Annotated in this window: 21 protein-coding genes and 1 pseudogene; 7 read left to right on the top strand and 15 right to left on the bottom strand. The window is 67.0% G+C overall.

From position 1 onward, the window contains the following. Positions 1–19: 19 nt before the first annotated feature. The 3 genes from CR917_RS12405 to CR917_RS12395 are packed head-to-tail and all read left to right on the top strand — an operon-like array spanning position 20 to position 4,541. A complete protein-coding gene (locus CR917_RS12405; RefSeq protein WP_371920431.1) occupies positions 20–1,336 on the top strand; it encodes an MFS transporter in 1,317 nt (438 codons plus the stop codon). A gap of 30 nt (positions 1,337–1,366) precedes the next feature. Next, positions 1,367–2,923, top strand: coding sequence for a UxaA family hydrolase (locus tag CR917_RS12400; RefSeq protein ID WP_104572367.1), 1,557 nt, complete (start codon positions 1,367–1,369; stop codon positions 2,921–2,923). A gap of 31 nt (positions 2,924–2,954) precedes the next feature. Continuing rightward, complete coding sequence (locus CR917_RS12395; protein WP_104572366.1) at positions 2,955–4,541, top strand: aldehyde dehydrogenase (NADP(+)); 1,587 nt, start codon at positions 2,955–2,957, stop codon at positions 4,539–4,541. Positions 4,542–4,608: 67 nt separating this feature from the next. Here CR917_RS12395 and CR917_RS12390 read toward each other — a convergent pair whose 3' ends face one another. Continuing rightward, positions 4,609–6,231, bottom strand: coding sequence for an ankyrin repeat domain-containing protein (locus CR917_RS12390; protein ID WP_146095009.1), 1,623 nt, complete (start codon positions 6,229–6,231; stop codon positions 4,609–4,611). A 34-nt stretch (positions 6,232–6,265) separates the two neighbouring features. Continuing rightward, positions 6,266–6,595 carry a hypothetical protein gene (locus CR917_RS12385; RefSeq protein WP_043861351.1) on the bottom strand — a complete coding sequence of 110 codons (330 nt, stop codon included), beginning with the start codon at positions 6,593–6,595 and terminating at the stop codon, positions 6,266–6,268. A gap of 319 nt (positions 6,596–6,914) precedes the next feature. Between CR917_RS12385 and CR917_RS12380 the strand changes: the two genes are divergently transcribed. Further along, positions 6,915–7,988, top strand: coding sequence for an NAD(P)-dependent alcohol dehydrogenase (locus CR917_RS12380; protein WP_043861352.1), 1,074 nt, complete (start codon positions 6,915–6,917; stop codon positions 7,986–7,988). Positions 7,989–7,997: 9 nt separating this feature from the next. On the opposite strand, the gene CR917_RS12375 is transcribed toward CR917_RS12380, so the two are convergent. Further along, complete coding sequence (locus CR917_RS12375) at positions 7,998–9,020, bottom strand: hypothetical protein (protein ID WP_043861353.1); 1,023 nt, start codon at positions 9,018–9,020, stop codon at positions 7,998–8,000. Between the two features lie 125 nt (positions 9,021–9,145). On the opposite strand from CR917_RS12375, the gene thpR reads away from it, so the two are divergent. After that, positions 9,146–9,688 carry an RNA 2',3'-cyclic phosphodiesterase gene (thpR, locus tag CR917_RS12370; protein WP_104572364.1) on the top strand — a complete coding sequence of 181 codons (543 nt, stop codon included), beginning with the start codon at positions 9,146–9,148 and terminating at the stop codon, positions 9,686–9,688. Positions 9,689–9,732: 44 nt separating this feature from the next. Then, positions 9,733–10,443 carry a hypothetical protein gene (locus CR917_RS12365; protein WP_104572363.1) on the top strand — a complete coding sequence of 237 codons (711 nt, stop codon included), beginning with the start codon at positions 9,733–9,735 and terminating at the stop codon, positions 10,441–10,443. 65 nt (positions 10,444–10,508) lie between these two features. On the opposite strand, the gene CR917_RS12360 is transcribed toward CR917_RS12365, so the two are convergent. The 4 genes from CR917_RS12360 to CR917_RS12345 all read right to left on the bottom strand — a co-directional run bounded on the left by CR917_RS12360 (position 10,509) and on the right by CR917_RS12345 (position 14,299). Further along, entirely contained in the window at positions 10,509–11,402 is an 894-nt protein-coding gene (locus tag CR917_RS12360) for an AraC family transcriptional regulator (RefSeq protein WP_054914598.1), read from the bottom strand. Between the two features lie 105 nt (positions 11,403–11,507). Next, the gene (locus CR917_RS12355; RefSeq protein ID WP_043861356.1) at positions 11,508–11,855 is read right to left on the bottom strand and encodes a cupin domain-containing protein; all 348 of its coding nucleotides are present in this window, start codon (positions 11,853–11,855) and stop codon (positions 11,508–11,510) included. Positions 11,856–11,864: 9 nt separating this feature from the next. Then, on the bottom strand, positions 11,865–13,271 hold the full coding sequence (locus CR917_RS12350; protein WP_104572362.1) for an FAD-binding oxidoreductase: 1,407 nt from the start codon (positions 13,269–13,271) through the stop codon (positions 11,865–11,867). Next, complete coding sequence (locus CR917_RS12345; RefSeq protein ID WP_043861358.1) at positions 13,268–14,299, bottom strand: ABC transporter substrate-binding protein; 1,032 nt, start codon at positions 14,297–14,299, stop codon at positions 13,268–13,270. Before CR917_RS12345 ends, CR917_RS12350 begins: the two co-directional genes overlap by 4 nt. 176 nt (positions 14,300–14,475) lie before the next feature. Here CR917_RS12345 and CR917_RS12340 point away from each other — a divergent pair, with 176 nt between their 5' ends. Further along, a complete protein-coding gene (locus CR917_RS12340; protein ID WP_104572361.1) occupies positions 14,476–15,957 on the top strand; it encodes a PucR family transcriptional regulator ligand-binding domain-containing protein in 1,482 nt (493 codons plus the stop codon). A gap of 3 nt (positions 15,958–15,960) precedes the next feature. Here CR917_RS12340 and CR917_RS12335 read toward each other — a convergent pair whose 3' ends face one another. From CR917_RS12335 to CR917_RS12300, 8 genes and pseudogenes are all read right to left on the bottom strand, one after another. Beyond that, a complete protein-coding gene (locus tag CR917_RS12335; RefSeq protein WP_104572360.1) occupies positions 15,961–16,899 on the bottom strand; it encodes a LysR family transcriptional regulator in 939 nt (312 codons plus the stop codon). A gap of 27 nt (positions 16,900–16,926) precedes the next feature. Then, entirely contained in the window at positions 16,927–17,901 is a 975-nt protein-coding gene (locus CR917_RS12330; protein ID WP_104572359.1) for a quinone oxidoreductase, read from the bottom strand. Between the two features lie 124 nt (positions 17,902–18,025). After that, entirely contained in the window at positions 18,026–18,334 is a 309-nt protein-coding gene (locus CR917_RS12325; RefSeq protein ID WP_043861362.1) for an AzlD domain-containing protein, read from the bottom strand. Continuing rightward, the gene (locus CR917_RS12320; protein ID WP_043861363.1) at positions 18,324–19,040 is read right to left on the bottom strand and encodes an AzlC family ABC transporter permease; all 717 of its coding nucleotides are present in this window, start codon (positions 19,038–19,040) and stop codon (positions 18,324–18,326) included. Before CR917_RS12320 ends, CR917_RS12325 begins: the two co-directional genes overlap by 11 nt. A 161-nt stretch (positions 19,041–19,201) precedes the next feature. After that, positions 19,202–19,699: a VOC family protein gene (locus tag CR917_RS12315; RefSeq protein ID WP_104572358.1), complete on the bottom strand. Its 498-nt coding sequence runs from the start codon at positions 19,697–19,699 to the stop codon at positions 19,202–19,204. 37 nt (positions 19,700–19,736) lie between these two features. Then, the gene (gene dsdC / locus CR917_RS12310) at positions 19,737–20,675 is read right to left on the bottom strand and encodes a DNA-binding transcriptional regulator DsdC (protein ID WP_104572357.1); all 939 of its coding nucleotides are present in this window, start codon (positions 20,673–20,675) and stop codon (positions 19,737–19,739) included. A gap of 14 nt (positions 20,676–20,689) precedes the next feature. Continuing rightward, positions 20,690–22,042, bottom strand: coding sequence for a D-serine ammonia-lyase (locus CR917_RS12305; protein ID WP_104572356.1), 1,353 nt, complete (start codon positions 22,040–22,042; stop codon positions 20,690–20,692). 37 nt (positions 22,043–22,079) lie between these two features. Beyond that, positions 22,080–23,422 (bottom strand): annotated as a pseudogene (locus tag CR917_RS12300) (gluconate:H+ symporter). Positions 23,423–23,633 lie beyond the last annotated feature (211 nt).

Genomic DNA, 23,633 nt, shown 5'->3' with positions numbered 1-23,633 from the left:
CCATAAGAGTGAGATGAGCATGAAAGACACCTCCTTGCAGGCCGCCCCGGCACCTGCCCTGGCTGCCACCGATGCCCAGCGGCCCACCACCGTGCGCTGGCGCATCTTCCTGATCCTGCTGTTGCTGGCCGCGATCAACTACATCGACCGCGCCTCGCTGTCGGTGGCGCTGCCGCTGATCTCGGCGGAATTCGAACTGACCCCGGCCATGGAAGGCCTGATTCTCAGCGCGTTCTTCTGGTCGTACGCACTGATGCAGATCCCCAGCGGCATGCTGCTGGACCGTTTCCAGGTGCGCAACATCATCGGTGCCGCCACCATCGGCTGGGGCGCCTTCCAGGCACTGGCCGGCGGCGCGCACAACTGGATCACCCTGCTGATCACCCGCGTCGGCCTGGGTGTGGCCGAATCGCCGATCATGCCGGCCGGAGCCAAGCTCAACGGCGCCTGGCTGACCCCCAACGAGCGTGGGCGTGGCGCCACCCTGGTGGACGGCGGCGCACCGCTGGGCACCGCATTCGGCGCGATCATCATCGCCGGCCTGATCACCTGGTTCGACTCCTGGCGCATCGCCTTCGTGATCGCCGGGGTGGGCACCATCGTGGTCGGCATCTGGGCCTGGTGGTACATCCGCAACCACCCTTCCGAGCACCCCAAGGTCAACGCCGCCGAGCTGGACTACATCAACCAGGCCAACGCGGTGGCCAGCGACGGCAACGGGCGCAAGGCGATCCTCAAGGAGCTGCTCAAGAGCCGCTCGGTACTGGCCATGTTCGCCGGCTACGCCTGCTACAACAGCGTGTTCTACGGCCTGCTGACCTGGATGCCGAGCTACCTGCACCAGGCCCACAACCTGGACATCAAGGCCATGGGCGGCGCCACCTTCCTGATCTTCATGTGCGGATTCGTCGGCGAGCTGATCGGCGGCTGGATCGCCGACAAGTGGAAAGCCAGCGGCGGCCAGCCCAACACCGTGATGCGCAGCATGTTCGCAGGCTCCGCCGCCGTGGCTGCCCTGTGCATCCTGCTGGTGGCCTACACCCCGGATGCCGCGCGGGTCATCGCCCTGCTCTGCGTCGCGCTGTTCTTCATCCGCTGGTGCGGCATGTACTGGTGCCTGCCGGCGATCCTGGGCGGCAAGTCCAAGGCCGGCATCCTGGGCGGCAGCATGAACTTCTGCGGCAACATGGTCGGCGTACTGGTGCCGATCCTGATCGGCCTGATCGTGCAGTTCACCGGCTCCTACTTCCTGGCCCTGATCTTCTTCGTGGTCATGGCCTTCGGCCTGATGCTGTTCTCCGGCCTGATCGACTATCGCGAGCGCGGCCTGGCGTAAGCCCGGCCCACGCCTCTGGAGATGACTGAGATGCAACTCATTACAACAACAGGCAGCGACAGCGCCGCCAATGCCGTGATCCGCCTCAACCCGCTGGACGACGTGCTGATCGCCCGCCAGCCCCTGCCCAAGGGCCTGCACCTGCAGGCCGAGCACATCGAGGTGCTGCAGGCCATCCCGGCCGGGCACAAGGTGGCGGTGCGCGCCATCGCCCCCGGCCAGCCGCTGCGCCGCTACGGGCAGATCATCGGCTTTGCCAGCCAGCCCATCGCCGCCGGCGAGCATGTGCACGTGCACAACCTGGCCATGGGCGACTTTGCCCGCGACTACGCCTTCGGCGTGGACGCCAGGGGCACACCGGCCACCACCGACGATACCTTCATGGGCATCGTGCGCGCCGACGGCCGGGTGGCCACGCGCAACTACATCGGCATCCTCACCTCGGTGAACTGCTCGGCCACCGTGGCACGCGCCATCGCCGACCATTTTCGCCGCGACATCCACCCCGAGGCGCTCGCGCCCTACCCCAACGTGGATGGCGTGGTGGCCCTGACCCACGGCGTGGGCTGCGCGGTCGACCCCGGCGGCGAGGCGCTGGCGATGCTGCAGCGCACCCTGGGCGGGTACGCGGTGCATGCCAACTTCGCCTCGGTGCTGATGATCGGCCTGGGCTGCGAGACCAACCAGATCCCCGACCTGCTGGCCGCCCAGGGCCTGAGCAGCAGCCACACCCTGCGCACCTTCACCATCCAGGGCACCGGCGGCACCACGCGCACCATTGCCAGCGGCATCGCCCAGGTCAAGTCGCTACTGGCCGAAGCCGATCAGGTGCGTCGCGAGCCGGTCAGCGTCAGGCACCTGACCGTCGGCCTGCAATGTGGCGGCTCCGACGGCTATTCGGGCATCACCGCCAACCCGGCACTGGGCAATGCGGTGGATCGCCTGGTGGCGGCCGGTGGCACCGCGATACTGTCCGAAACCCCGGAAATCTACGGCGCCGAGCACCTGCTCACGCGCCGTGCGGTCAGCCGCGAAGTGGGCGAAAAGCTGATCGCGCGCATCCACTGGTGGGAAGCCTACTGCGAGCGCATGGGCGCCGAACTGAACAACAACCCCTCGGCCGGCAACAAGGCCGGCGGGCTCACCACCATTCTCGAAAAATCCCTGGGCGCCGTGGCCAAGGCCGGCTCCAGCGACCTGATGGACGTCTACGAATACGCCGAACCGGTGCGTGCCCACGGCCTGGTGTTCATGGACACCCCCGGCTACGACCCGATCTCGGCCACCGGCCAGGTCGCCGGCGGCGCCAACCTGATCGCCTTTACCACCGGGCGCGGGTCGGCCTACGGCTGCGCACCGTCGCCCTCGATCAAGCTGGCCACCAACACCCGCCTGTGGGAAACCCAGGAAGACGACATGGACGTGAACTGCGGCGGCATCGCCGACGCCAGCACCACCATCGAGGAACGCGGCGAACACATCTACCGCCTGATGCTGCGCATTGCCTCGGGCGAGCGCAGCAAGAGCGAACAACATGGCTACGGCCAGAACGAATTCGTGCCCTGGCAGATCGGCGCCATCACCTGAGCCCCTGCCCTCAACCGACAAGGACCCCGCAATGACCTCTGTTCTCGGCCACAACTACATCGCCGGCCAGCGCAGCGCTGCCGGCACCACCGTATTGCAGAGCCTGGATGCGAGCACCGGCGAAGCGCTGGCGTGCACCTTCATCCAGGCCACTGCCGAAGAAGTGGACGCCGCCGCCAAGGCTGCCGCCAGCGCCTACCCGCAGTTCCGTACGCTGCCTGCGACGCGGCGCGCCGAATTTCTTGATGCCATCGCCGACGAGCTGGACGGACTGGGCGATGACTTCATCGCCACGGTATGCCGCGAAACCGCCCTGCCCGCTGCACGCATCCAGGGCGAACGCGGGCGCACCAGCGGGCAGCTGCGCCTGTTCGCCAACGTGCTGCGCCGTGGCGACTTCCACGGGGCACGCATCGACCGCGCGCTGCCCGAGCGCCAGCCACTGCCGCGCCCGGACCTGCGCCAGTACCGTATCGGCCTGGGGCCGGTGGCGGTGTTCGGCGCCAGCAACTTTCCGCTGGCCTTCTCCACGGCCGGCGGCGATACCGCCTCGGCGCTGGCCGCCGGCTGCCCGGTAGTGTTCAAGGCTCACAGCGGGCACATGGCCACCGCCGAATGGGTGGCCGATGCGATCCTGCGCGCTGCACAGCGCACCGGCATGCCGGCGGGGGTATTCAACATGATCTATGGCGCAGGCGTGGGGGAATGGCTGGTGCGCCACCCGGCGATCCAGGCGGTGGGCTTCACCGGCTCGCTCAAGGGCGGCAACGCCCTGTGCAAAATGGCCGCCGAGCGCCCGCAGCCGATCCCGGTGTTCGCCGAGATGTCGAGCATCAACCCCGTCATCCTGCTGCCACAGGCGCTACAGGTGCGTGGGGCGGCCATCGCCCGCGAGCTGACCGGTTCGGTGACCCTGGGCTGCGGGCAGTTCTGCACCAACCCCGGCCTGATCATCGGCGTGCGCTCGCCGGCGTTCAGTGACTTTGTGCACGCCTTCGTCGCACAGATGGCCGAACAGCCTGCACAGACCATGCTCAATGCCGGGGCACTGGCCAGTTATGCCAAGGGGCTGGAGCACCTGCACCGCCATCCTGGCCTCACGCACCTGGCAGGGGCCGCGCAGAACGGGCGCCAGGCGCAACCCCAGCTGTTCAAGGCCGATGTTAACTTGTTGCTGCAAGGTGATGATTTGCTTCAGGAAGAAGTGTTCGGCCCAGCCACCGTCGTTATCGAGGTAGAGGACGATGCGCAGCTGGCGCTGGCATTGCAAGGGCTGCGCGGACAACTGACCGCCACCCTGATCGGCGAGCAGGCCGAGTTGCTCGAATACCGCTGGCTGGGTGAGTTGCTGGTGGAAAAGGTCGGGCGGGTTCTGCTCAATGGCTATCCGACGGGGGTCGAGGTGTGCGATGCGATGGTGCATGGCGGACCGTACCCGGCCACGTCCGATGCCCGGGGCACCTCGGTGGGTTCACTGGCGATCGATCGGTTCCTGCGCCCGGTGTGCTTGCAGAACTACCCCGATGCACTGCTGCCCGAAGCGTTGCAGAATGCCAATCCGCTGGGAATCCAGCGGCTGGTCGATGGCGTCATGAGCCGCGAGGCTGTCGGCGCCTGATGCGGGCGCCTTCGCCGGCAAGGCCGGCTCCTGCACCTGCAGGGGCCAGCCTTCCCGGCGACTGGGGTCAACCCTTGTTGGCAGCCAGGCTGTCAACCAGCATTGCGCTCTGCGCATCGCTGGCTTCGATCATCAGCTGCTTCAGGCTCTTGTCGAAGCCCGGGAACGGCGCTTCGAAGTTGAACGTGGACTTGCCCAGCAGCCCGCCCACGTACTGGATACGCGCCGCGTCCCAGCTCACCTGCTTCTGACGGCCCAGGCGCGGGTCGCGCAGGAACACCAGTTGCACCGGGGTAACGCCCGAATAGTCCGCCTTGTCCAGATCGGCACCGGCCGCGATCAGCGCATTGGCCACGGTCTTGTCACGCTGCGTGATGCAGTAGTGCAAGGCAGTCTGGCCCGCGTAGTTCACCGCGTTGATGTCCTGGCTGGCGATCAGGCGCTGGCCCAGTTCCGGGCGCTCCTTGGTCAGGCTGTTGCTCTTGCACAGCTCGTGCAGCGGCGTGTTGCCGAACAGGTTGGCCGTCTTGGCATTGGACAAGGCCAGCAGTTGGTCGAAGTGCGCGTCCGAGCAATCGCGCCACGCGTTCTTCAGGCACATCATCAGCCGGGTATTGCCCTCTGCGGTGGTCTTGAGCGGGTCGGCGCCCAGGCTCACCAGCATGTCGTAGGCATTCTCGGCCACATAGTGGACCGGCAGCTCGGCTTCGGCGACCAGCGGCTTGTTCAGGTCGATGTCAGAGGCCTGCAGCAGGTACTTGAGCGACTCCACATCGGCCACGTAGCCGTCACGGGTAGACTTGCCGGCCAGCGCTTCCTTGAGCTTGTAGTGGTTGGGCGGCACGTCCTGGTACGGCACCAGCACCTGTACATCCAGCTCGCGGTAGATCACGGTCTTGCCGGTGTCCTGCCCCGCCGCGTAGGTTTCGCGTTTTTCGACGGTCTTTTCCGGCCAGTCGGGCGAGGCGAAGTACTGGATCGAATCGCCATCGCGCTGGCCATCCTTGTAGGCAGTGACCTTACGCAGACGGTAGGTGCCGTCGTCGAGCAGCACGAACTCCTCCTGCAGGCCCTCCAGCTTGCCCTGGTTGTAGTGCTTGCGCTCCTGCACCTGGCCGGTCGGGTAGAAGGTTTCCTGCACGCCATCGAGCTGGCCGCTGCCGTCCTTGTCATAGTTGGCGACCACGGCCGGCACCTGCTCGCCATTGACCACGCGCCAGGCCGATTGGGCCAGGGTGCGACCGTTCTGCTTGCTGCCCTCTTCGTGCACCGTGACCTGTTCGCGGGTCTGCAGGCCGCTGGCGCAGTCGAACTGGCTATCGGTCTGCTTCTTGCCGGCGATGACGATGCGCTGCTGCGGCTTTTTCTCGCCGCCGCTGCAATACACGGTCGTGGTGCCGGTCAGCTGGCCGTCATCGAGTTGCGCCTCGATGGCCACCGAGCCGTCGGCATTGTGGGTAACCCAGTCGCCCTGGACCTTGCCGTTCTTGACCTTGAACTCGGAGATCAGCGTGTCGCCTTCCTTCCAGATGATGGTGCCGGACACCGGCTCCTTGGTCTTCTTGTCCACATAGATGGCAGTGGGCTTGCCCTTGCTGCCCTTGGAGGTGGTGACCTCGTCCCACTGGTAACTCGACCCGCAGCCAGCCAGCAACGCGGCAATGCCTGATACAGCCAGTACTTTTTTCACAGAACGTCCTTGGAGTTGAATGTGGCGTGGGGAGTTACTTGATGCGGGTCAGGGTCATGCTGACCAGCTCACCGCCGTCCAGCACCACCAGGCGGTTGCCGTTGTCTTCGACGCGCGCGTTCATCACCGCGGTGCCGTTCTTGTCGCGGGCGACGACGGTGTCACCGTCACGCTTCCACTCGTCGATCTCGTACTTGTCGCCCAGCAGGGTGATGTAGTCCTCGTCCAGCTCTGCGGTACCCACGTTGCTCTTGAAGCCCATCACGCTGGCCTGCACGTTGAACTTGCCTTCGATGGCATCGCTGCCGCAGCCGGCCAGGGCGGCGAACAGCGAGGTGAGCACCAGCGTCTTGATGATTTTCATTAACCGAGTCCTTAGCACGTATCTGTCTTGTGGGTTGCACGCTGGCACTTTCATATCAACCTGCCAGCATGAGCAACCTATGACCCTGTCCTACAATTTAAGTTCACCTCACAAACAACTTTAGATTATTTGAATAACTATCTGTTTTAAAACAAATGATGATGAAAATAGCCTGGGAACCCGGTGATTTGTTTTCTACGCAGATGAGCCCCGCCATGGCCTATGCTCATCAGCTTGACCCGGATCAACAGCCCGCCGCCCGTGCAGGCGCACCCTGCCCCATGAAGTTGCGCGTGTACCCCCTTGAGGAGAAACGACCATGGCCCGCATGAAAGCTGCAATCTTTGTCGAGAAGAACCGCATCGTGCTCGATGAAAAACCGATCCCCGAGGTCGGCCCCTCGGACGCCCTGATCCGCATCACCACCACCACCCTGTGCGGCACCGACGTGCATATCCTGCGCGGCGAGTACCCGGTGGAAAAGGGCCTGACCATCGGCCATGAACCGGTCGGCATCATCGAAAAGCTCGGCGCCCAGGTTAAGGGCTTCACCGAGGGCCAGCGCGTCATCGCCGGCGCCATCACCCCCAGCGGCCACAGCTATGCCTGCCTGTGTGGCTGTTCGTCTCAGGACGGCCCCGGCACGCCGCACGGTTTCAAGCCGGCCGGCGGCTGGAAGTTCGGCAACACCATCGACGGCTGCCAGGCCGAATACGTGCTGGTGCCGGACGCCATGGCCAACCTCTCGCCGATCCCGGACGGGCTGAGTGACGAACAGGTACTGATGTGCCCCGACATCATGTCTACCGGGTTCTCCGGGGCCGAGCGCGGCGGCGTGCGTATCGGCGACACGGTGGCAGTGTTCGCCCTGGGGCCGATCGGCCTGTGCGCGGTGGCCGGGGCCAAGCTGATGGGCGCCACCACCATCATCGGCGTCGACACCGTGCCCGCGCGTCTTTCGGTAGCCCGCCAGCTGGGCGCCACCCATGTGGTGGACTTCAAGCAGGGCAACGTGGTGGACCAGATCATGGCCCTCACCCACGGCCGTGGCGTAGACGTGAGCATCGAGGCGCTGGGCACCCAGTCGACCTTCGAGTCGGCGCTGCGCATCCTGCGCCCGGGCGGCACGCTGTCGAGCCTGGGGGTGTATTCCTCGGACCTGACCATCCCGCTGTCGGCCTTTGGCGCCGGGCTTGGCGACTACAGCATCGTCAGCACCCTGTGCCCCGGCGGCAAGGAGCGCATGCGCCGCCTGATGGAGGTGGTGGCCAGCGGCAGCGTCGACCTCAAGCCGCTGGTGACCCACCGCTACAAGCTCGACGACATCGAGGCGGCCTACGAACTGTTCGCGCACCAGCGCGACGGCGTGATGAAAGTCGCGATCACTCCATGAGCACCGCCATCAGGGCTGCATCGCCGGCAAGCCGCTGCTGAGCACCAGGCTGTCGCGGATCTGCCCCGACAGCGCATTGACCCCCGCCATCACCCCGGTGGCGGGGTTCTGCATCAGGCCCTGCCATTCCTCGTTGAGCGCCACATTGAGGATTACCCGCAGCTGCTCGACCATGGCCGGGCGCTCGCTTTCGTGCATCATCGCGCCGATGCCCGCCGAGGCCACCGAGATCAGCGCCCCCACCGCCTTGCCCACCGCAGCCGCCACCGCGCTGGCCGCGCCGCGCGGCACCAGCGTTGCTTCGAGCTGGGCGCTGGCGCGCTTGGCCACCGACGACAGGCCCGTGTCGGACGGCGCCTGGCCTGCCGCCACCGCAGCCTTCTGGATCTGCTCGTTCAACGCCAGGTAGGCCGGCAGGGTCAGCAGTGGCTGGGCCGTGATCAGCTGATGCACCGAGGCGTCGCGTGCGGCCGGCGGGCCGAGGGCGATGGCGGGAATGCGGTTCAGGTGCAGGGCGAACTGGTCGGGGGCGGCGCGGTAGCGCTGGCCGATACCTTGCAGCTGCTGGCCGAGCAGTTGCACGTACAGTTGGGTGGCGCGCTCGCGGATCAGCTGCGGGTTGATTTCCCTGGCCACCGGCTCCAGCACCCGTTCGCGGTACTGCTCCTGCAGGTAGAGCGCCAGGCGGTCCTCGCCGGGCGCGGTCTGCTGGTTCTTGCTGACCTTGTACCAGGCCACCTTGAGGGTCAGCCACTGCTGGGTCCAGTAACCGGTGAACCACGGAATGAAGTCCGCCTCGGTGCGCGCGTGCACCGCGTCTTTCCATACCTTCATGGAGCGTCGCGCATAGTCCTGGGCGGAACGGCTGGCGCCCTCGGAGGCATCGATGATGTCCCAGTCGACACGTTGCCAGGCGGCCTGGGACAGCACCACCGGGGGTTGCGGCGCTGGTGTCGGCCGGGACCGGGCGCAACCGCCGATGGCCAGCAACAGTGCAAGGGTGCAGAGGGCGAGCAGGATGCGCTGGTTCAAGGTCGGCCCCCCGGTGCAGTGAAGCGCTTGCCTGGAGTATAGCGAGCGGCGCGGGAACCACGGCTGGCCTTGGTCGGCGCTGCTCGGTACCCTGTCGGCACCTGCACACATTCAAGGGAGCTTCCATGCGAGGTGAACTGCGAACCCCGGGCGAGCCGTTCAAGCGCCTGTTCATCGCCCTGCCCTGTACCGAGCAGCAATGCCGGGCCATCGGCAAATGGCGCAGCACACTGGGGATCACCCGTGGTCGTCCGGTGCCTGCGGCCAATTTTCACCTGACGCTGATGTTCCTTGGGGAAGTCGGCGTCTCGCGCCTGCCTGCGCTGTGCGACGCCATGGCGGCGGTGCAGCGCCCCGAAGGCCCGCTGCGCCTGGAGCTGGACCGGCTGGTCGCATGGCACCGCGCCGATGCACTGGTGCTGGAGCCCACGCAGACGCCGGTGGCCTTGCGTCAATGGGTGTATGCCCTGCAGCAGGCGTTGCTGCCGCTGGGCGTGGAAGACAGCGTGCGTGAGTTTCGTGCGCACCTGACGCTGGTGCGCGACTACCCGGGTGATGTACCGGAGACGCCGGAGCCACCGGCGTTCAGATTGAACATCGACGATTTCGTGTTGTTCGAGTCCAGTGGCGGCCGCTACAAGCCGATAGCGCAGTGGCCGCTGGCGTGAACCCCTGCCGACCGTGGTGTCGGCGCTGACTGGCAAGGAAGAGCATGTATTACTGGAACAAGGACAATTTCGAAGGCCTCAGGCGCATTGGCGAGGTCTATGCCTCCCGTGAAGGCTTTGCCGGTTTCTCGCGGTATTGCCTGCTGCGCGAACAGGGCCTGAAAAAGCCGGCGCTCAAGGCGCTGGACGAGTTTCTCGACGGTGCGCGTCAGCGGGAGGTGGGCCAGCAGCGGGCGATTGTCTGCGAGATTGCCGACCTTGCCTTCAGCAACAGTGGCGCGCATCAGTTGTTGTCGCATGCCTTGACCCGCTACCTCAGGCAGGTGCTGCGAGCCTGGTGCGACGAGGGCCCGGCGTTGGCCGAGCCTTATCGCTGGATGGGCAAGCTGACGGGCGAGTCGGCGTGGCTCCAGGCGGCACTGGCGCACGACCCGCAGGATCAGGTGGCGTTGCGGCAGTTGGCGCTGGATGAGCTGGGCGAGGTTGATTTCATGGTTCATCACCTGCATGAGTCGGTGTTTCTGGGTGACGTTACCGTTGCGGCGACGAAGCTTGCGCGTGCCAGTGCGCTGGCGCGGTTGATCGAGGCCGAGACGACCCGCAGTTACATTGATGGTGAAGTGTGCAGCCTGCGTGAAATGCTCGAGGCCTGGGCGCAGTATCAGGCGGGTGATCGGGCGGTGGGGTTTGCCCAGTGTTGCGAGGCGCAGGCGCATGAGTTCCGGTTCTTGAAGAGCTACTACTACACCGAATGAGGAGTGGCCCACCTCTATTGTAGGAGCCGGCCTTGCCGGCGAACGAGCGCCACGCGCTCGCCTCCCTAGAGATAAGCCTGCTCCCGCCCCGGGCTGCGCTCGAAATGCCGCTTGTACTCGCGGCTGAACTGCGACGTGCTCTGATACCCCACCCGATGCGCCACCTGCGCCACACCCAACCCCTCGCCTATCAACATCTGCTGCGCCTTGAGCAAACGCAACCGCTTGAGGTACTGGATCGGCGACAGCAACGTGCAGCGCTTGAAGTGCTCATGAAACGTCGAGGTACTCATGTTCGCCCGCCCCGCCAACGCCTCCACGCTCAACGGCTCGGCGTAATGCTCGCGCAAATGGCTGAGGGCTGCAGCGATGCGCGCAAAATGCCCCTGCTGCTCCACCAGCGCCCGCAGCACCCCGGCCTGCGGCCCGCGCAAGGCCACGTACAACACCTCGCGCACTCGCGCCGCCCCCATCACCCGGCTTTCCAGCGGGTCGTGCAGGCATCGCAGCAGCCGCTCCACGCTCTCGCGCATCGGCGCATCCAGCGCCGCTGATGTCATGGACTCGGGCGTCTGCGCCGCCACCACCTGGCCAGCCCCCAGCCCCATGCTCTGCACCAGTTCGCTCAGCACCGTGCGGTCGATCGCCACCGACACGCCCAGCAGGGGTTCATCTTCGGTGGCGAAGGTTTCGCACATGAACGGCACCGACAGTGCCTGCACCAGGTAGTGGCCAGCCCCATATTCCAGGGTGCGCGGCCCCAGCCGGGCCAGTTTGCTGCCCTGGGCCAGGATCATCAGGCTCGGTTCGTAGATCTGCGGGCTGCTCGCCACGTAGTGGCTCCAGGACAACACCTGCACCTGCGGCAGGTGGGTGTCGACCGGGCCCGGGCGGGTGGCAAGGGGTTGGATCAGGGCGCAAAGCGTGGCATTGGCATCGGCGTGGCAGGTGAGCTGCATGGGGTACCGCATCAGAGGATCAGACACGCGCATCATCGCAGATTCGCTGCCCACCGCCACTACCGCACGCCCGATCCCGGAGGATCAGGCATGACTATCGGAGCATTAACCCAGGATCAGGTAGGTCTTGCGTACCGTCTGGCGCACGTCCCAGGTGCCCTGGCTGTTGGCGGCAAAGTACAGCGCATCGCCGGCACCGAACGGGATAGGTTCGCCACCCTCGGGGGTGAAGCTGCCCTCGCCGCTGATGATATAGCTGTACTCGGCCTGCACCACCTGGCGCCGGAAGCGCCCCGGCGTACATTCCCACAAGCCGGTGCTGGCGCCCTGCCCGGCCAGCTCCTGGTGCAACGCGGTACGCGCCATGGCTACCGGCTCGCCCAGGGGGGCGCCGACTGCCGCGCTGGGGCCGAAGGCGGTGTCGTCTTCAAGGTGAATCAGTACAGGGTTCATGTGCAGTCCTCAGGATTTGTCTTCAAGCCCGGCCGGGGCCAGGCGGGCCAGCATGCAATCGAGACGGCCGGCGGTGTGGCCGGCCATTTCGGCGCGCTCCTTGCGTATCACGGCGTTGCGCACCAGCGAACCGCCCACATAACGCAGCGGCTCCGGCGGGAAGGCCTTGCAGTTGCGCCCCACCAGCGCACAGGTGCTCCAGGCATCCTTGCGCCCCAGGGCCAGGCTGGCCAGAATGCGCCCGCCCAGGCGGCTGGGGCCCACGCCGTTGCCGCTCCAGCCGATGCCGTAGTGGATGTTGCCCTGCTCGCCCAGGCCGCCGAAGGTCGGCAGGCTGTCGTAGGTGCGGTCGATGGGCCCCGACCAGGTATGGGTGATGCGCACGTCATCGAGCATCGGGTAGGTACGGCGCAGGTCGGCCTCGGTCAGCGCGATGCTGCCCGGGTCGTGGCTGAACACCGGCCCGATCCTGCCGCCGTAGGCTATCGCCCCGGTGCCCTTGCCGAAGGCGATACGGCCATCCACGGTGGTGCGGTAGTAGTCGACCATCAGTTGCGAATCGGTGATCGACTCGGCGCCGGTCCAGCCCATCTGTTCCAGGCGGGTCGCCACCGGCTCGGTGAGCACGATGGAACTGTTGACCGGGGTGATCAGGCGCGCCAGTTGCGGCAAGGCAGCCGCCCAGGCATTGGTGGCCAGCACCACCGAGCCGGCACGGATGCGCGCCTGCGGGGTCACCACCTGCACCGGTGTGCCGGGCTGGATATCGCTGACCGCGGTACCCTCGGCAATCACCACCCCCGCCTCCAGCGCCACCCGGCGCATGCCGCGCACCAGGGCGCCGGGTTGCACGGTGGCGTTGCTGCGTTCGAACACGCCGGCCAGGTGCACCTTCGAGCCACAACGGCGCGCCACCTCGGCAGCCGGCACCCGCTCGAACGGCGTCACCCCAAGGCGGGCACAGGCGGCCAGCGTGGCGTTCCAGGTGTCGATGTGCGCGGGGCTGGTGGCCGTCCACAGCCAGCCCTTCTGGCGAAAGTGCGCGTCGATCTGGTGCTGCTGGCAGAACTCGCCCAGCTCGCTGATCGCGCGCTCGGCGCTGTGCCCCAGAAACAGCGCCTGCTCCGGGGTGCAGAAGCTCGCCAGGGTGCCGACCTTGGGCCACCACGACATCACGAAGCCGCCGTTGCGCCCCGAGGCGCCCCCGCCGCACACGTCCTGTTCCAGCACCATCACACGGATATCCGGCTCATGTTCCTTGAGGGTCAGGGCGGTCCACAGGCCGACGAAGCCGCCACCGACGATCACCACATCGGCGTCGTGCTCACCCTGCAGCGCCGGGCCGGGTTTGAGGCTGGGCTCGGCGCTTTCCAGCCAGTAGCTGCGTTTGAGCGGTGCGCTGGGGGTCAGTTTCATGAGCGTGCCGCCCAGGCGTTGAAGCGCTGTTCGAGCAGTTCGCCGTGGTCGGCCCAGAAGCTTGCGTTCATCGGCAACTGGCCTTGCAGGTTGGGGCTGCCGGTGGGCAGCTCGCTGACCCGCTGCTCGCTCAGCAGCCCCAGGGCCTCGCGGTTGACCGGCCCGTAGGCGATCTGTTCGGCGTAGCCCTTCTGCTGCTCGGCCTTGAGGGTGTGGTTGATGAACTTCAGTGCTTCGTCGCGCTTCTTGGCCCCACGCGGGATGGCCCAGGCGTCCATGTCATAGATGCCGCCATTCCACACGATGCGCAGCGGAGTCTGGCTCTGCACCGCGCTGATCCGGCCGCTGTAGGCCGAGCTCATCACCACGTCGCCCGAGGCCAGGTATTGCGGCGGCTGGGCGCCGGCCTCCCACCACTGGATGCTCGACTTGATCTGGTCGAGCTTGGCGAAGGCGCGGTCCTGGCCTTCACGGGTGGCCAGCAGGGTGTAGACATCGGCCGCTGGCACGCCATCGGCCAGCAGGGCGAATTCCAGGGTATACATGGCGCCCTTGCGCAGCCCGCGTTTGCCGGGGAATTTCTCCAGGTTCCAGAAGTCGTCCCAGCTGGTGGGGGCCACCTTGAGCTTGTCGGCGTTGTAGGCGATCACCGTCGACCACACGAAAAAGCCCACGCCGCACGGCTGTACCGCACCGGGCAGCAGTTGCGCGGCCACGGCCGGGTCGGGGGCGAACTCTTCGAGCAGGCCTTCTTCACAGGCGCGTGCCAGCTCGGGCATCTCCATCTCGACCACGTCCCACGAGACGCTGCCGGTATCGACCATCACCTTGACCTTGGCCATCTCGCCATTGAACTCGCCGGCCACGATACGGGTGCCGGTCTGTGCCTGGTAGGTGTCATAGAAGGCCGCCACCTGTGCGGCCTTGTTGGCCCCGCCGTGGGACACCACGGTGAGGTCGGCCAGCGCCGATGTGCTGCACGCAGCGGCAGCGATCAGGGTGAGCGAAAAGGCCAGATTCTTGTGCATTGTTATGTTCTCCGGGTCGGGATGGCTCAGTAGGCCAAGTGTCGAGCCGCAGCCGGGTCGCCACAATCAGACGCAAACAAGATTCAGCCGCGCACCTTCATACGTTCGTACAAAGCCGTTCAAAGGCGTGCCATGCCCGGTTACACTGGCCGTCACCCTGCCCCGGAAGCTGCCCCATGGCCCTGTCTGTCAGCGACATCATCGCCCTGCCCGAACTGCGCACCCGCGTCATCAGCGGTGCCGGAGGGCTGGGCAAGCCGGTACGCTGGGCCCACGTGTGCGAACTGGCCGACCCCAGCGAATGGCTGGGCGACGCCGACCTGCTGATGACCACCGGCATCGGCATACCCGCCGATGCCGATGCCCAGCGCGCGTACGTGGAAAACCTCGCGGCCGCTGGCCTGGCGGGCATGATGATCGGCGAGAACATGCAGGCCCCGGCCAACCTCGAGGCCTTGATGGAGCGGGCCGACGCCCTGGATTTTGCGGTGATGTTCACCCACTACGGCGTGCCCTTCGCCGCCGTCACGCGGGCCATCGTCGATGCCGGCCAGCAGGAGGAGCAGGCGCGCCGCAATGCCATCACCCGGGTCTACGAAAGTGCCCGCATGAGCATCCAGGGGCTGGGCCTGGGCGCACTGCTCAAGCGCCTGGAAAAGGACGTGCAGGCGCGCCTGACCCTGCTCGACGCCGCGTCGCTCGCGCCCTGGCGCGACGCACTGGGCGGCCTGCCGGCAAGCCAGCGCCAATGGCTGGCAGCCCGCCAGCGCGACACCTCGGGCAACCGACCGGTGGTGCAGCGCCATGCGCTGGAGGCGGGCGAGCTGCTGGTGATGGCGCTGCCGTCCCAGGCCGACTGCCTGCTGGTGGCCGAAGGTGACGGGCTGCTCGACTACGGCCTGTTGCACCACGTGGTGGCGGTGCTGGGCATCGAGCTGGAGCGCCTGCGGGTCGACAACGAGCGCAACCTGCGCCTGGGCTCCGAGCTGCTGGACGACCTGTTGCAGCAGCGTCTGCCGGCGCATCAGGCACAACAGCGCCTGGCCGCCTTCGACATCGGCGCCGAACAGGCCTGCCTGCTGCTCGGCCGCGCCGCCGGGGTGTCACCGGCGGCCTGCGACGAAGCCCTGCAACGCCAGGGTCGTCGCGTGCTGATTCGGGTTCAGGGCGATGACCTGATCGTGCTCGGCGCCGCCGAAAGCATCCCGCAGCTGCAGGCGCAACTGCAGGCGCCGCTGGGGGTGAGCAACCCGCTGGGCCACGCCGGGCGCAGTGTCGAGGCGCTGCGCGAGGCGCGCCTGGCACTGGCCCACACCAGCGCCGCGCAACCGCTGGTGACCTACGCCCAGGCCGGCGCCAGCGTACCGTGGCTGGCGCAGAGCCTGGATGAAGCCGAACGTACTTTCCGCAACGTACTGGGCCCGCTGGCCGACTACGACAGCCAGCAGAACACCCAGCTGCTGCACACCCTGCAGGTGTTTCTGCAACACAACCGCTCGTGGCTGGCGGCGGCCGCGCAGCTGCACGTGCACAAGCAGACGCTGGTGTACCGCATGCGCCGCATCGAAGAGATCACCGGCCGCTCGCTGGACAGTACCGAGGACGTGGCCACGCTGTGGTTCGCCTTGCGCGCGGCGCGCATGGCGGGGCTGGCCTGAGTGCTATGCGGCAGACGCCCCAGCGCGCTGCCATGGCGCCCCCTTGGCGAAGGCCGCCTCCATCCAGTGCTTGAACGCCAGGGTAGTGGCCGTGGTGAAGCGCGCCGAAGGCCGCATCAGGTAGATGCCCGACGCCGTGTCCAGCTGCCACTGGGGCAGCACGCGCACCAGGCGCCCCTCGGCCAGGTCCTGGTGCATCATCCAGTCGCCACCGGCCAGAATCCCCACGCCGCTGCGCGCTGCCACCAGCAGTGCTTCATTGTCATTGCTGATCAGGCTGCCCTGCACCCGCACCGTCTGCTGCCCGCCCTGCCCGTTCAGGCGCCAGTCGGGGAACGAACGCAAGCCGCTGAAGCCCAGGCAATTGTGCCCGGCCAGGTCGGATGGCCGTTGCGGTGCGCCGTGACGATGCAGGTAGGCCGGCGCAGCACACAGGATGCGCGTGTGCTCGCACAGCTTGCGCGCCACCAGCCGGTTGTCGGCCAGCTCGCCGACGCGCACGGCCACGTCGAAGCCTTCGCCCACGATATCGACGAAGCGGTCGGCATAGTCGACGTCGACGGTCACCTCGGGGTAGGCCAGGGAAAACCCGGCCACCAGCGGGCTCAGCCAGCGCCGGCCCATCGCCCCCGGCAGCGCCACGCGTAGCCGCCCGCGCACCTGCGCCGCACCGTTGCAGGCCTCGAGTTCGGCCGTGCTGATCAGGCTGGCGGCATGCTGCAGGCGCTCCACCAGCCGCGTGCCCTCGTCGGTGAAGCGCAGTTGCCGGGTGGTTCGCTCCACCAGGCGGATACCCAGGCGCTGCTCCAGAGCCGCCAGGCGCTTGGACAGCACCGAGGCATGGCGTTGCAGCACCCGGCCGGCGGCAGCGAACGAGCCGTGCTCGTGCAGCGCCAGCAAGGTGGCAAATTCATCGGCCTGACGGCTGTCGAAAGGGTCCATCGGTGAGGTCGGCCTCGTGCGGGTCGGTCAGGGGATCAGCACGACCGCCCCCTGGGACCGGCCTTGCTCGATGGCAGCATGGGCGCTGGCCACGTCGGCCAGGGGGTAGCGTTGCCATATGTGCGGCTGGATGATACCCGCCGCCAGTGCATCCAGCACATCCTGCGCGCGCTGCTGGTACTCCTGGGGGCTGGCGGTATGTGCCGCCAGTGACGGCCGGGTGAGGAACAGCGAGCCCTTGGCGTTCAGCGTGCCCACCTCGACCGCAGGGGGCGCGCCGCTGGTGGCGCCGAACGACACCAGCGTGCCGCGCGGGCGCAGGCTGTCCAGCGACGCCTCCCAGCTCACCCGGCCGACCGAGTCGTAAACCACATCGACCTTGTGGCCCTGGGTCAGCTCGCTCACCTGGGCCGCCAACGTGGCCGCGTCAAACACCAGCACCGCATTGCAGCCGGCCGCCTTGGCGCGCTCGACGCTTTGCGCCCTGGACACCACACCAATCACATGGGCGCCCAGGTGCCTGGCCCACGGCACCATGATCTGCCCTACCGCCCCCGCCGCACCGTAGATCAGCACACGCGTGCCGGGGCCTACCGGGTAGCTCGCCTTGAGCAGATACTGGGCGGTGATGCCCTTGAACAGCACGGCAGCCGCGTCTTCGAACGACACGGCAGCGGGCAGCCTGACCAGGCGCTCGGCCGGGTACAGGCGTGCACTGGCATAGCTACCCAGCGGCCCGGTGGCATAGGCCACACGGTCGCCCACGGCCACCTCGGTCACGCCCGCCCCCAGCGCCCGCACGGTGCCGGCACCTTCCAGGCCCAGCGCGGACGGCAAGGCAATCGGCACGGTGCCCTTGCGCTGGTTGATGTCCAGCGGGTTGACGCCGATCGCGGCCTGTTCAAGCCACACCTGGCCCGGGCCTGGCGCTTGCACGGCGCCGGCCTGAAGCTGCATCACCTCGGGGGCGCCTACCGCCTGGAGCGTGATTGAAGTCACCATGATGTTGCCTCTTGCAGTGGTTGAAGGTCTGCAAAGGCTAATTAGCGCACCCGCAAACGACAATACAGCGCCATTGCCGAACATATGTGCACCTGATGCAGCAATGCCAGGTGCCCTTCGCCCCCTACAGCGCCCGCACCAGCGCCGCTGCCACAATGCCTGCCGCAATCGCCGGCAGCGGCTTTTTCACCAGCAGCATCACCACCGCCGTGCTCAGCAGCGCCAGGCGTGCGCCGTTGTCGCCGTTCACCGCCAACGGCGTCAGCACCGCCACCAGCACCGAGCCGGACATCGCGCTGATGAACTGCTGCACGCGGTAGTTGATGGGCACGAACGACATCACGAACACACCCCCCCAACGGGTGGCCAGGGTCACCAGGCCCATGATCACCACCAGCAGCAGCGTGCCGGCGCCTGCAGTTTCAACGTTCATGCTTGTTCTCCATCCACACCACACCCAGAATGCCGCCCGCCAGCGCGCCCACCACCACGTGGCTGTTCTCCGGCAGGTACCAGTAGGCCAGCAGCGACGAACCGGCCGCCACGATCCAGATCATCAGCATGCGCAGGCTCTTGTGCCCGCCCAGCACCATCGCCAGCAGAAAGCAGCCCATCACCATGTCCAGGCCCAGGCTGACCGGGTCGTGGATCGCATTGCCGAAATGCAGCCCCAGCCAACTGCCCAGGCACCACGCCGACCACAGCGCGATACCGCCGCCCAGCACCAGGCCCAGGCCCGGCTTGCCGGCGTTCAATGCCTGCATGGCCATCGCCCAGTTGGCGTCGGACACCACCAGCATCACGCCGTAGCGCCGAGCGGTGGGCAGCTCGCGCAGCCAGGGGTACAGCGTGGCGCCCATCAGCAGGTGACGGGCATTGATGGCGAACACGGTGATAATCAGCGGCACCAGCGGTACCTGCTCGCCCCACAGTTCCAGCGCGGCGAACTGCGAGGCGCCGGCGAACACCAGTGCGCTCATCAGCAGGGTCGCCGCGTCCCCCAGCCCGGTCTGGGCTGCAGCGAGGCCGAAGGCCACACCGAACACCACGACGAACAGGGAAATCGGCAAGAGTTGCTTGAAGCCAGCCCAGACGTCGCTCCACGCAAGCCTGGATAGATGCTTCTCTACGGTTGACAAGGCACAGCCTCCTTCGTGTGGCGATCTTGTCATGCACCGGCCCGAAGGGGCGCATGCCGAACCGCTCGTTTTATAGTGACGCACGCGCGCGCTGGCGTGCGGGCGCTACTATGCCCGTACACACGCGCGTCACAAAGCCTGTTGTGCAGTTGTCCGAGAATTTACTCTCGCGTCGGTGCCTGGGGGCGCAAGGCGGCCTCGATGGCGGCGATGTCTATCTTGTCCATCTGCATCATCGCGTCGAAGGCACGCTTGGCCGCAGCCGGGTCGGGGTGAGTGATCGCGGCGGTCAGCGCGCGCGGGGTGATCTGCCACGACAGCCCCCACTTGTCCTTGCACCAGCCGCACACGCTGGCCTGGCCGCCGTTGCCGATGATCGCCTGCCACAGGCGGTCGGTCTCGGCCTGGTCGTCGGTGGCCACCTGGAACGAGAACGCCTCGCTGTGATGGAAGGCCGAGCCGCCATTGAGGCCCAGGCACGGGATGCCCATGACCGTGAACTCCACGGTCAGTACATCGCCCTGCTTGCCGGCAGGGAAGTCGCCGGGGGCACGGTGCACGGCGCCCACCGTGCTGTCGGGAAAGATGCTGGCGTAAAAGGTGGCAGCCTCCAGCGCCGCGCCGTCGTACCAGAGGCAGATCGTGTTCTTGCTGTTCATCGTGGTTCTCCACAGAAAAGCGACAGACCTCTGCAGTCTAGTCGCCCGCGGCGCAACCCTTGAGCCAGTCGATCAGTACCTGCACCCGCCGGGGCAACGGGTCGCGCGGCGGGTGAACCAGAAAGTAGTCATAGCGCCCCGGCTGGGAAAACCCGCCGAACGGCAGCACCAGCTCGCCCTGGTCGATACGCGCCTGCACCAGGCGCTGGCGGCCGATGGCGATACCGGCGTGGTGGATGGCCGCCGTCACGCACAGGTCCGACCGATCGAAGGTCAGGCCGCGCTGCGGCAAGGCGTCCAGCAGCCCCTGCTGGCCAGCCCACAGTTGCCACTCGGCATCGAACACCGCGTTCTCCCAGGCCAGTGCATCGTGCAGCAAGGTGCACTGGCGCAGATTGGCAGGGTTGTCGAACAGCTGGTGCAGCTCGGCATAGCGCGGGCTGCACACCGGGGCGATGGTCTCGCTCATCAGCGCATGGCTGACCAGGCCGGGAAACTCGCCATTGGCGTACAGCAGCGCCAGGTCGATGTTGTGCGTGCGAAAGTCGACCGCATCGTTGCCCACCCGCACGTCCAGCGTGATGTTCGGGTAGCGCTGGTGGAAGTCGGCCAGGCGCGGCACCAGCCAGCATTGCGCTGCGGACGGGCGTGCGTACAACGCCACTGCCCCGCGCAGCTCGGCCTCGGGCGATGGCTCCAGGGCATCGCCCAACTGCTCCATCACCCCCTGCAGTATCGCGAACACCCGCTCGCCCTCGGCTGTCAGGCGTATGCGCCGGGTCAGCCGCTCGAACAGGCGCAGCGCCAGGGCCTGCTCCAGGCGGGCGATACGGTGGCTCACCGCGCTGGGGGTCAGGCACAGCTCCTCGGCTGCCTGGGCAAAGCTCAGGTGCCGCGCCGCCACCAGAAAGGTGTGCAGGTTGGCAAATTGCGAGCTGTTCAGGCGTGCGCTCAAACGCGGGGGCAGGTTCAGCATCGGGGCAGGTTCCGCTAGTGTCCGGCCAGCAGTGTACGGCCCTGCGCCAGATACGCCTGCATTTCATCGTCCGGCACCATGCTGCCGCCGGTGCCCCACACCAGGTGCGTGGCATTGGCCAGGCGCTGCGCGCTCAGGCCCAGGCGCTGGCGATAGCCCTGCCGTTCCCCGGTCACCCGCAGGAACCCCGGCAGCCCGGCCAGCGCCGAGGGTTCCAGGCGATGGCCCTCGATGGCTTCAAGTTGCGCCAGTTGCCGATACAGCTGCTCGTCGGGAACGGTGTAATAGCCGTCGATCAGGCGCTGCATGGAGCGCCCGACAAACCCGGACGGGCGCCCCACCGCCAGGCCGTCGGCGGCCGTGCGGTTGTCGATGCCGAAGTCGTACACGCTGACCTGCTCGTGCAGCCCGGTGTACACCCCCAGCAGCATGCAGGGCGAATGGGTCGGCTCGGCGAACACGCAGTGCACCGCGTCGGCGAAGATCTGCTTCAGACCGAATGCCACCCCGCCAGGGCCACCACCAACGCCGCATGGCAGGTAGACGAACAGCGGGTGCTCGGCATCCACCCTGATACCCGCCGCTTCAAGCTGGCGTTGCAGGCTACGCGCCGCCACCGCGTAGCCGAGGAACAGGTTGATGGAGTTCTCGTCATCGACGAAATGGCAGCGCGGGTCGGCCTCGGCCTGCTGGCGCCCCTGCTCCACCGCCACGCTGTAGTCGGACGCATACTCGATCACCTCCACCCCGCAACTGCGCAGGCGGTCCTTCTTCCACTGCCGGGCGTCGGCCGACATGTGCACGCTGGCCTTGAAGCCCAGGCGCGCACTCATGATGCCGATGGACAGGCCCAGGTTGCCGGTGGAGCCGACCGCCACGCTGTACTGGCCGAAAAATGCCCGCGCGCGGTCGCTGTCGAGGCTCGCGTAGTCATCCCCAGGCTGCAGGATGCCCGCCGCCAATGCGAGGTCTTCGGCGTGCTTGAGCACCTCGTAGATACCGCCACGCGCCTTGATCGAGCCGGAGATCGGCAGCAGGTTGTCGGCCTTGAGCCACAGCGCGCCCTGCACGGGTACCTGCGCTTCGGCGCACAGCGCGGCCTGCACCTGCGCCAACGGCAGCAGGGGCGACTCGATGATGCCCTTGCTCACCGCCGTCTGCGGGAAGGCCGAGGCAATGTAGCTGGCAAAACGCTCCAGCCGCGCGCTGGCGTCGTCCACATCGGCCAGGGTCAGCGGCACGTCGCCCAGCGCCTGCGCTGTCGGGGCCAGGCCCGGGTTGAACCAGGTGGTCGGTTGCAGGCGCACCAGGTCGGCGATCAAGGGGTGGCTGTGCTGCCACTGGTCCAGGGTCTTGTCGTGAATCATGCGGTTCTCCAGAAAAGTGACGGTAGTACGGGCAGGCTCATACCCAGTGCGACAGCAACAGGGTCATGCCCAGGGCCACGACCGAAGCCAGCAGTGTCGCGGCGGTGAATTTTTTGAGCGCCTCGCCCAGCGACACGCCCAGGTATTCCTTGACCACCCAGAACGCCGAGTCGGTGACGGTAGTCCAGCCAATCGCGCCGGCGCCAATGGCAATGATCACGATCTCGCGGTTCTGCCCCGGCATCGCGTCCAGCAGCGGCAGCACCATGCCGGCGGCGCTGACCATTGCCACGGTGGCCGAGCCGACCGCCAGGTGCATCAGCCCGGCGACGAACCAGGCCAGCAGGATCGGGTTCAGGTCCCACTGCGACAGGGTGCTGGCCAGTACCTTGCCGACCCCGCTGTCGATCAGTACGCCATTGAAGGCACCGCCGGCACCGATGATCAACAGGATACTGGCCAGCGGGGTGAAGGAGCCGGCAGTCAGCTCCTGCAACCGGGCCATGCCCAGGCCACGGCGCAGGCCCAGCGCCCAGTAGGCGAAGCACACCGCGATGGCCAGGGCAGTGAGCGGGTTGCCGAGGAACATCATCAGCCGGTACAGCCCGGCCTCGGGCGCCAGGGTCATGCTGGCCAGGGTCTTGCCCACCATCAGCAGCAGCGGCAGCAGAATCACCAGCAGGGTCAGGCCCAGGCCCGGCATCGACTGGCCAGCGGCTGGCGTGGCGGCAGGCTCTGGCGCGGCCTGCGCGTCGGGCGCGGCGTGCCGCGGGCACACCAGCGTGGCCCATACCGGGCCGGCAATCACCGCGGTCGGCAGGCCGACGATCAGCCCGTACAGGATCACCTTGCCCACGTCGCCCCCAGCAGCTGGGTGATGGCCATTGCCGCCGGGTGCGGCGGCAGCATGCAGTGCACGGTCATCAGCGATACGGCCAGTGGCAGGCCGACGTAGAGGATGTTGAGCCGGGTCTGGCGGGCCACCACGTAGATCAGTGGTATCAGCAACACGAAACCGACTTCGAAAAACACCGGTATGCCCACCACGAAGCCCACCAGCATCATGGCCCACGCCGTGCGTTGTTCACCCAGGGCGTCGAGCAGCGAGCGCGCAATGCGTTCGGCGCCGCCCGACACCTCCAGCAGTTTGCCCAGGATGCTGCCCAGGCCGATCACCGCCGCAAGAAAACCCAGGGTGCCGCCCATGCCCTTCTCGAACGAATCGGCGATGGCCGGCAGCGGCATGCCGGCCCCGGCGCCCACCACAAAACTGGCCAGCATCAGGGCCAGGAACGAGTGCACCCGAAACCTGACCACCAGCACCACGATCAGGCCGATGGCCGCCATCAATATCAGTAACAAACCTGCGTCTTCGTGCATGACTTCGCCTTTATTTGTTTTAGTGAGCGATTGCCGCGCAGGGCGCGGTCGGAGGCGATTAGGCGGCACGCAGGCAGGCCTTTACAAAGGATGGTTTTTCAGCGCACAGGTGATCTGAGGTCATCTGCCAGGGCCCTCGTCGGGCGGACACCTTAACCTTAAACCGCTATGATTCCCGCCATCACTCATGACCCCTTTGGCCGCTGGTAAC

The sequence above is a fragment of the Pseudomonas sp. BRM28 genome, from assembly GCF_002939405.1.
Lineage (GTDB): Bacteria > Pseudomonadota > Gammaproteobacteria > Pseudomonadales > Pseudomonadaceae > Aquipseudomonas > Aquipseudomonas palmensis.
This window is presented reverse-complemented; position numbering and strand designations above follow the sequence as displayed.

What these genes read in the sequence shown, in the direction of transcription:
- CR917_RS12405 (WP_371920431.1), top strand. Translation starts at nt 20, where the DNA reads ATGAAAGACACCTCCTTGCAGGCCGCCCCGGCACCTGCCCTGGCTGCC.
- CR917_RS12400 (WP_104572367.1), top strand. Translation starts at nt 1,367, where the DNA reads ATGCAACTCATTACAACAACAGGCAGCGACAGCGCCGCCAATGCCGTG.
- CR917_RS12395 (WP_104572366.1), top strand. Translation starts at nt 2,955, where the DNA reads ATGACCTCTGTTCTCGGCCACAACTACATCGCCGGCCAGCGCAGCGCT.
- CR917_RS12385 (WP_043861351.1), bottom strand. Translation starts at nt 6,595, where the DNA reads ATGAAAATCATCAAGACGCTGGTGCTCACCTCGCTGTTCGCCGCCCTG.
- CR917_RS12380 (WP_043861352.1), top strand. Translation starts at nt 6,915, where the DNA reads ATGGCCCGCATGAAAGCTGCAATCTTTGTCGAGAAGAACCGCATCGTG.
- thpR (WP_104572364.1), top strand. Translation starts at nt 9,146, where the DNA reads ATGCGAGGTGAACTGCGAACCCCGGGCGAGCCGTTCAAGCGCCTGTTC.
- CR917_RS12365 (WP_104572363.1), top strand. Translation starts at nt 9,733, where the DNA reads ATGTATTACTGGAACAAGGACAATTTCGAAGGCCTCAGGCGCATTGGC.
- CR917_RS12360 (WP_054914598.1), bottom strand. Translation starts at nt 11,402, where the DNA reads ATGCAGCTCACCTGCCACGCCGATGCCAATGCCACGCTTTGCGCCCTG.
- CR917_RS12355 (WP_043861356.1), bottom strand. Translation starts at nt 11,855, where the DNA reads ATGAACCCTGTACTGATTCACCTTGAAGACGACACCGCCTTCGGCCCC.
- CR917_RS12350 (WP_104572362.1), bottom strand. Translation starts at nt 13,271, where the DNA reads ATGAAACTGACCCCCAGCGCACCGCTCAAACGCAGCTACTGGCTGGAA.
- CR917_RS12345 (WP_043861358.1), bottom strand. Translation starts at nt 14,299, where the DNA reads ATGCACAAGAATCTGGCCTTTTCGCTCACCCTGATCGCTGCCGCTGCG.
- CR917_RS12340 (WP_104572361.1), top strand. Translation starts at nt 14,476, where the DNA reads ATGGCCCTGTCTGTCAGCGACATCATCGCCCTGCCCGAACTGCGCACC.
- CR917_RS12335 (WP_104572360.1), bottom strand. Translation starts at nt 16,899, where the DNA reads ATGGACCCTTTCGACAGCCGTCAGGCCGATGAATTTGCCACCTTGCTG.
- CR917_RS12330 (WP_104572359.1), bottom strand. Translation starts at nt 17,901, where the DNA reads ATGGTGACTTCAATCACGCTCCAGGCGGTAGGCGCCCCCGAGGTGATG.
- CR917_RS12325 (WP_043861362.1), bottom strand. Translation starts at nt 18,334, where the DNA reads ATGAACGTTGAAACTGCAGGCGCCGGCACGCTGCTGCTGGTGGTGATC.
- CR917_RS12315 (WP_104572358.1), bottom strand. Translation starts at nt 19,699, where the DNA reads ATGAACAGCAAGAACACGATCTGCCTCTGGTACGACGGCGCGGCGCTG.
- dsdC (WP_104572357.1), bottom strand. Translation starts at nt 20,675, where the DNA reads ATGCTGAACCTGCCCCCGCGTTTGAGCGCACGCCTGAACAGCTCGCAA.
- CR917_RS12305 (WP_104572356.1), bottom strand. Translation starts at nt 22,042, where the DNA reads ATGATTCACGACAAGACCCTGGACCAGTGGCAGCACAGCCACCCCTTG.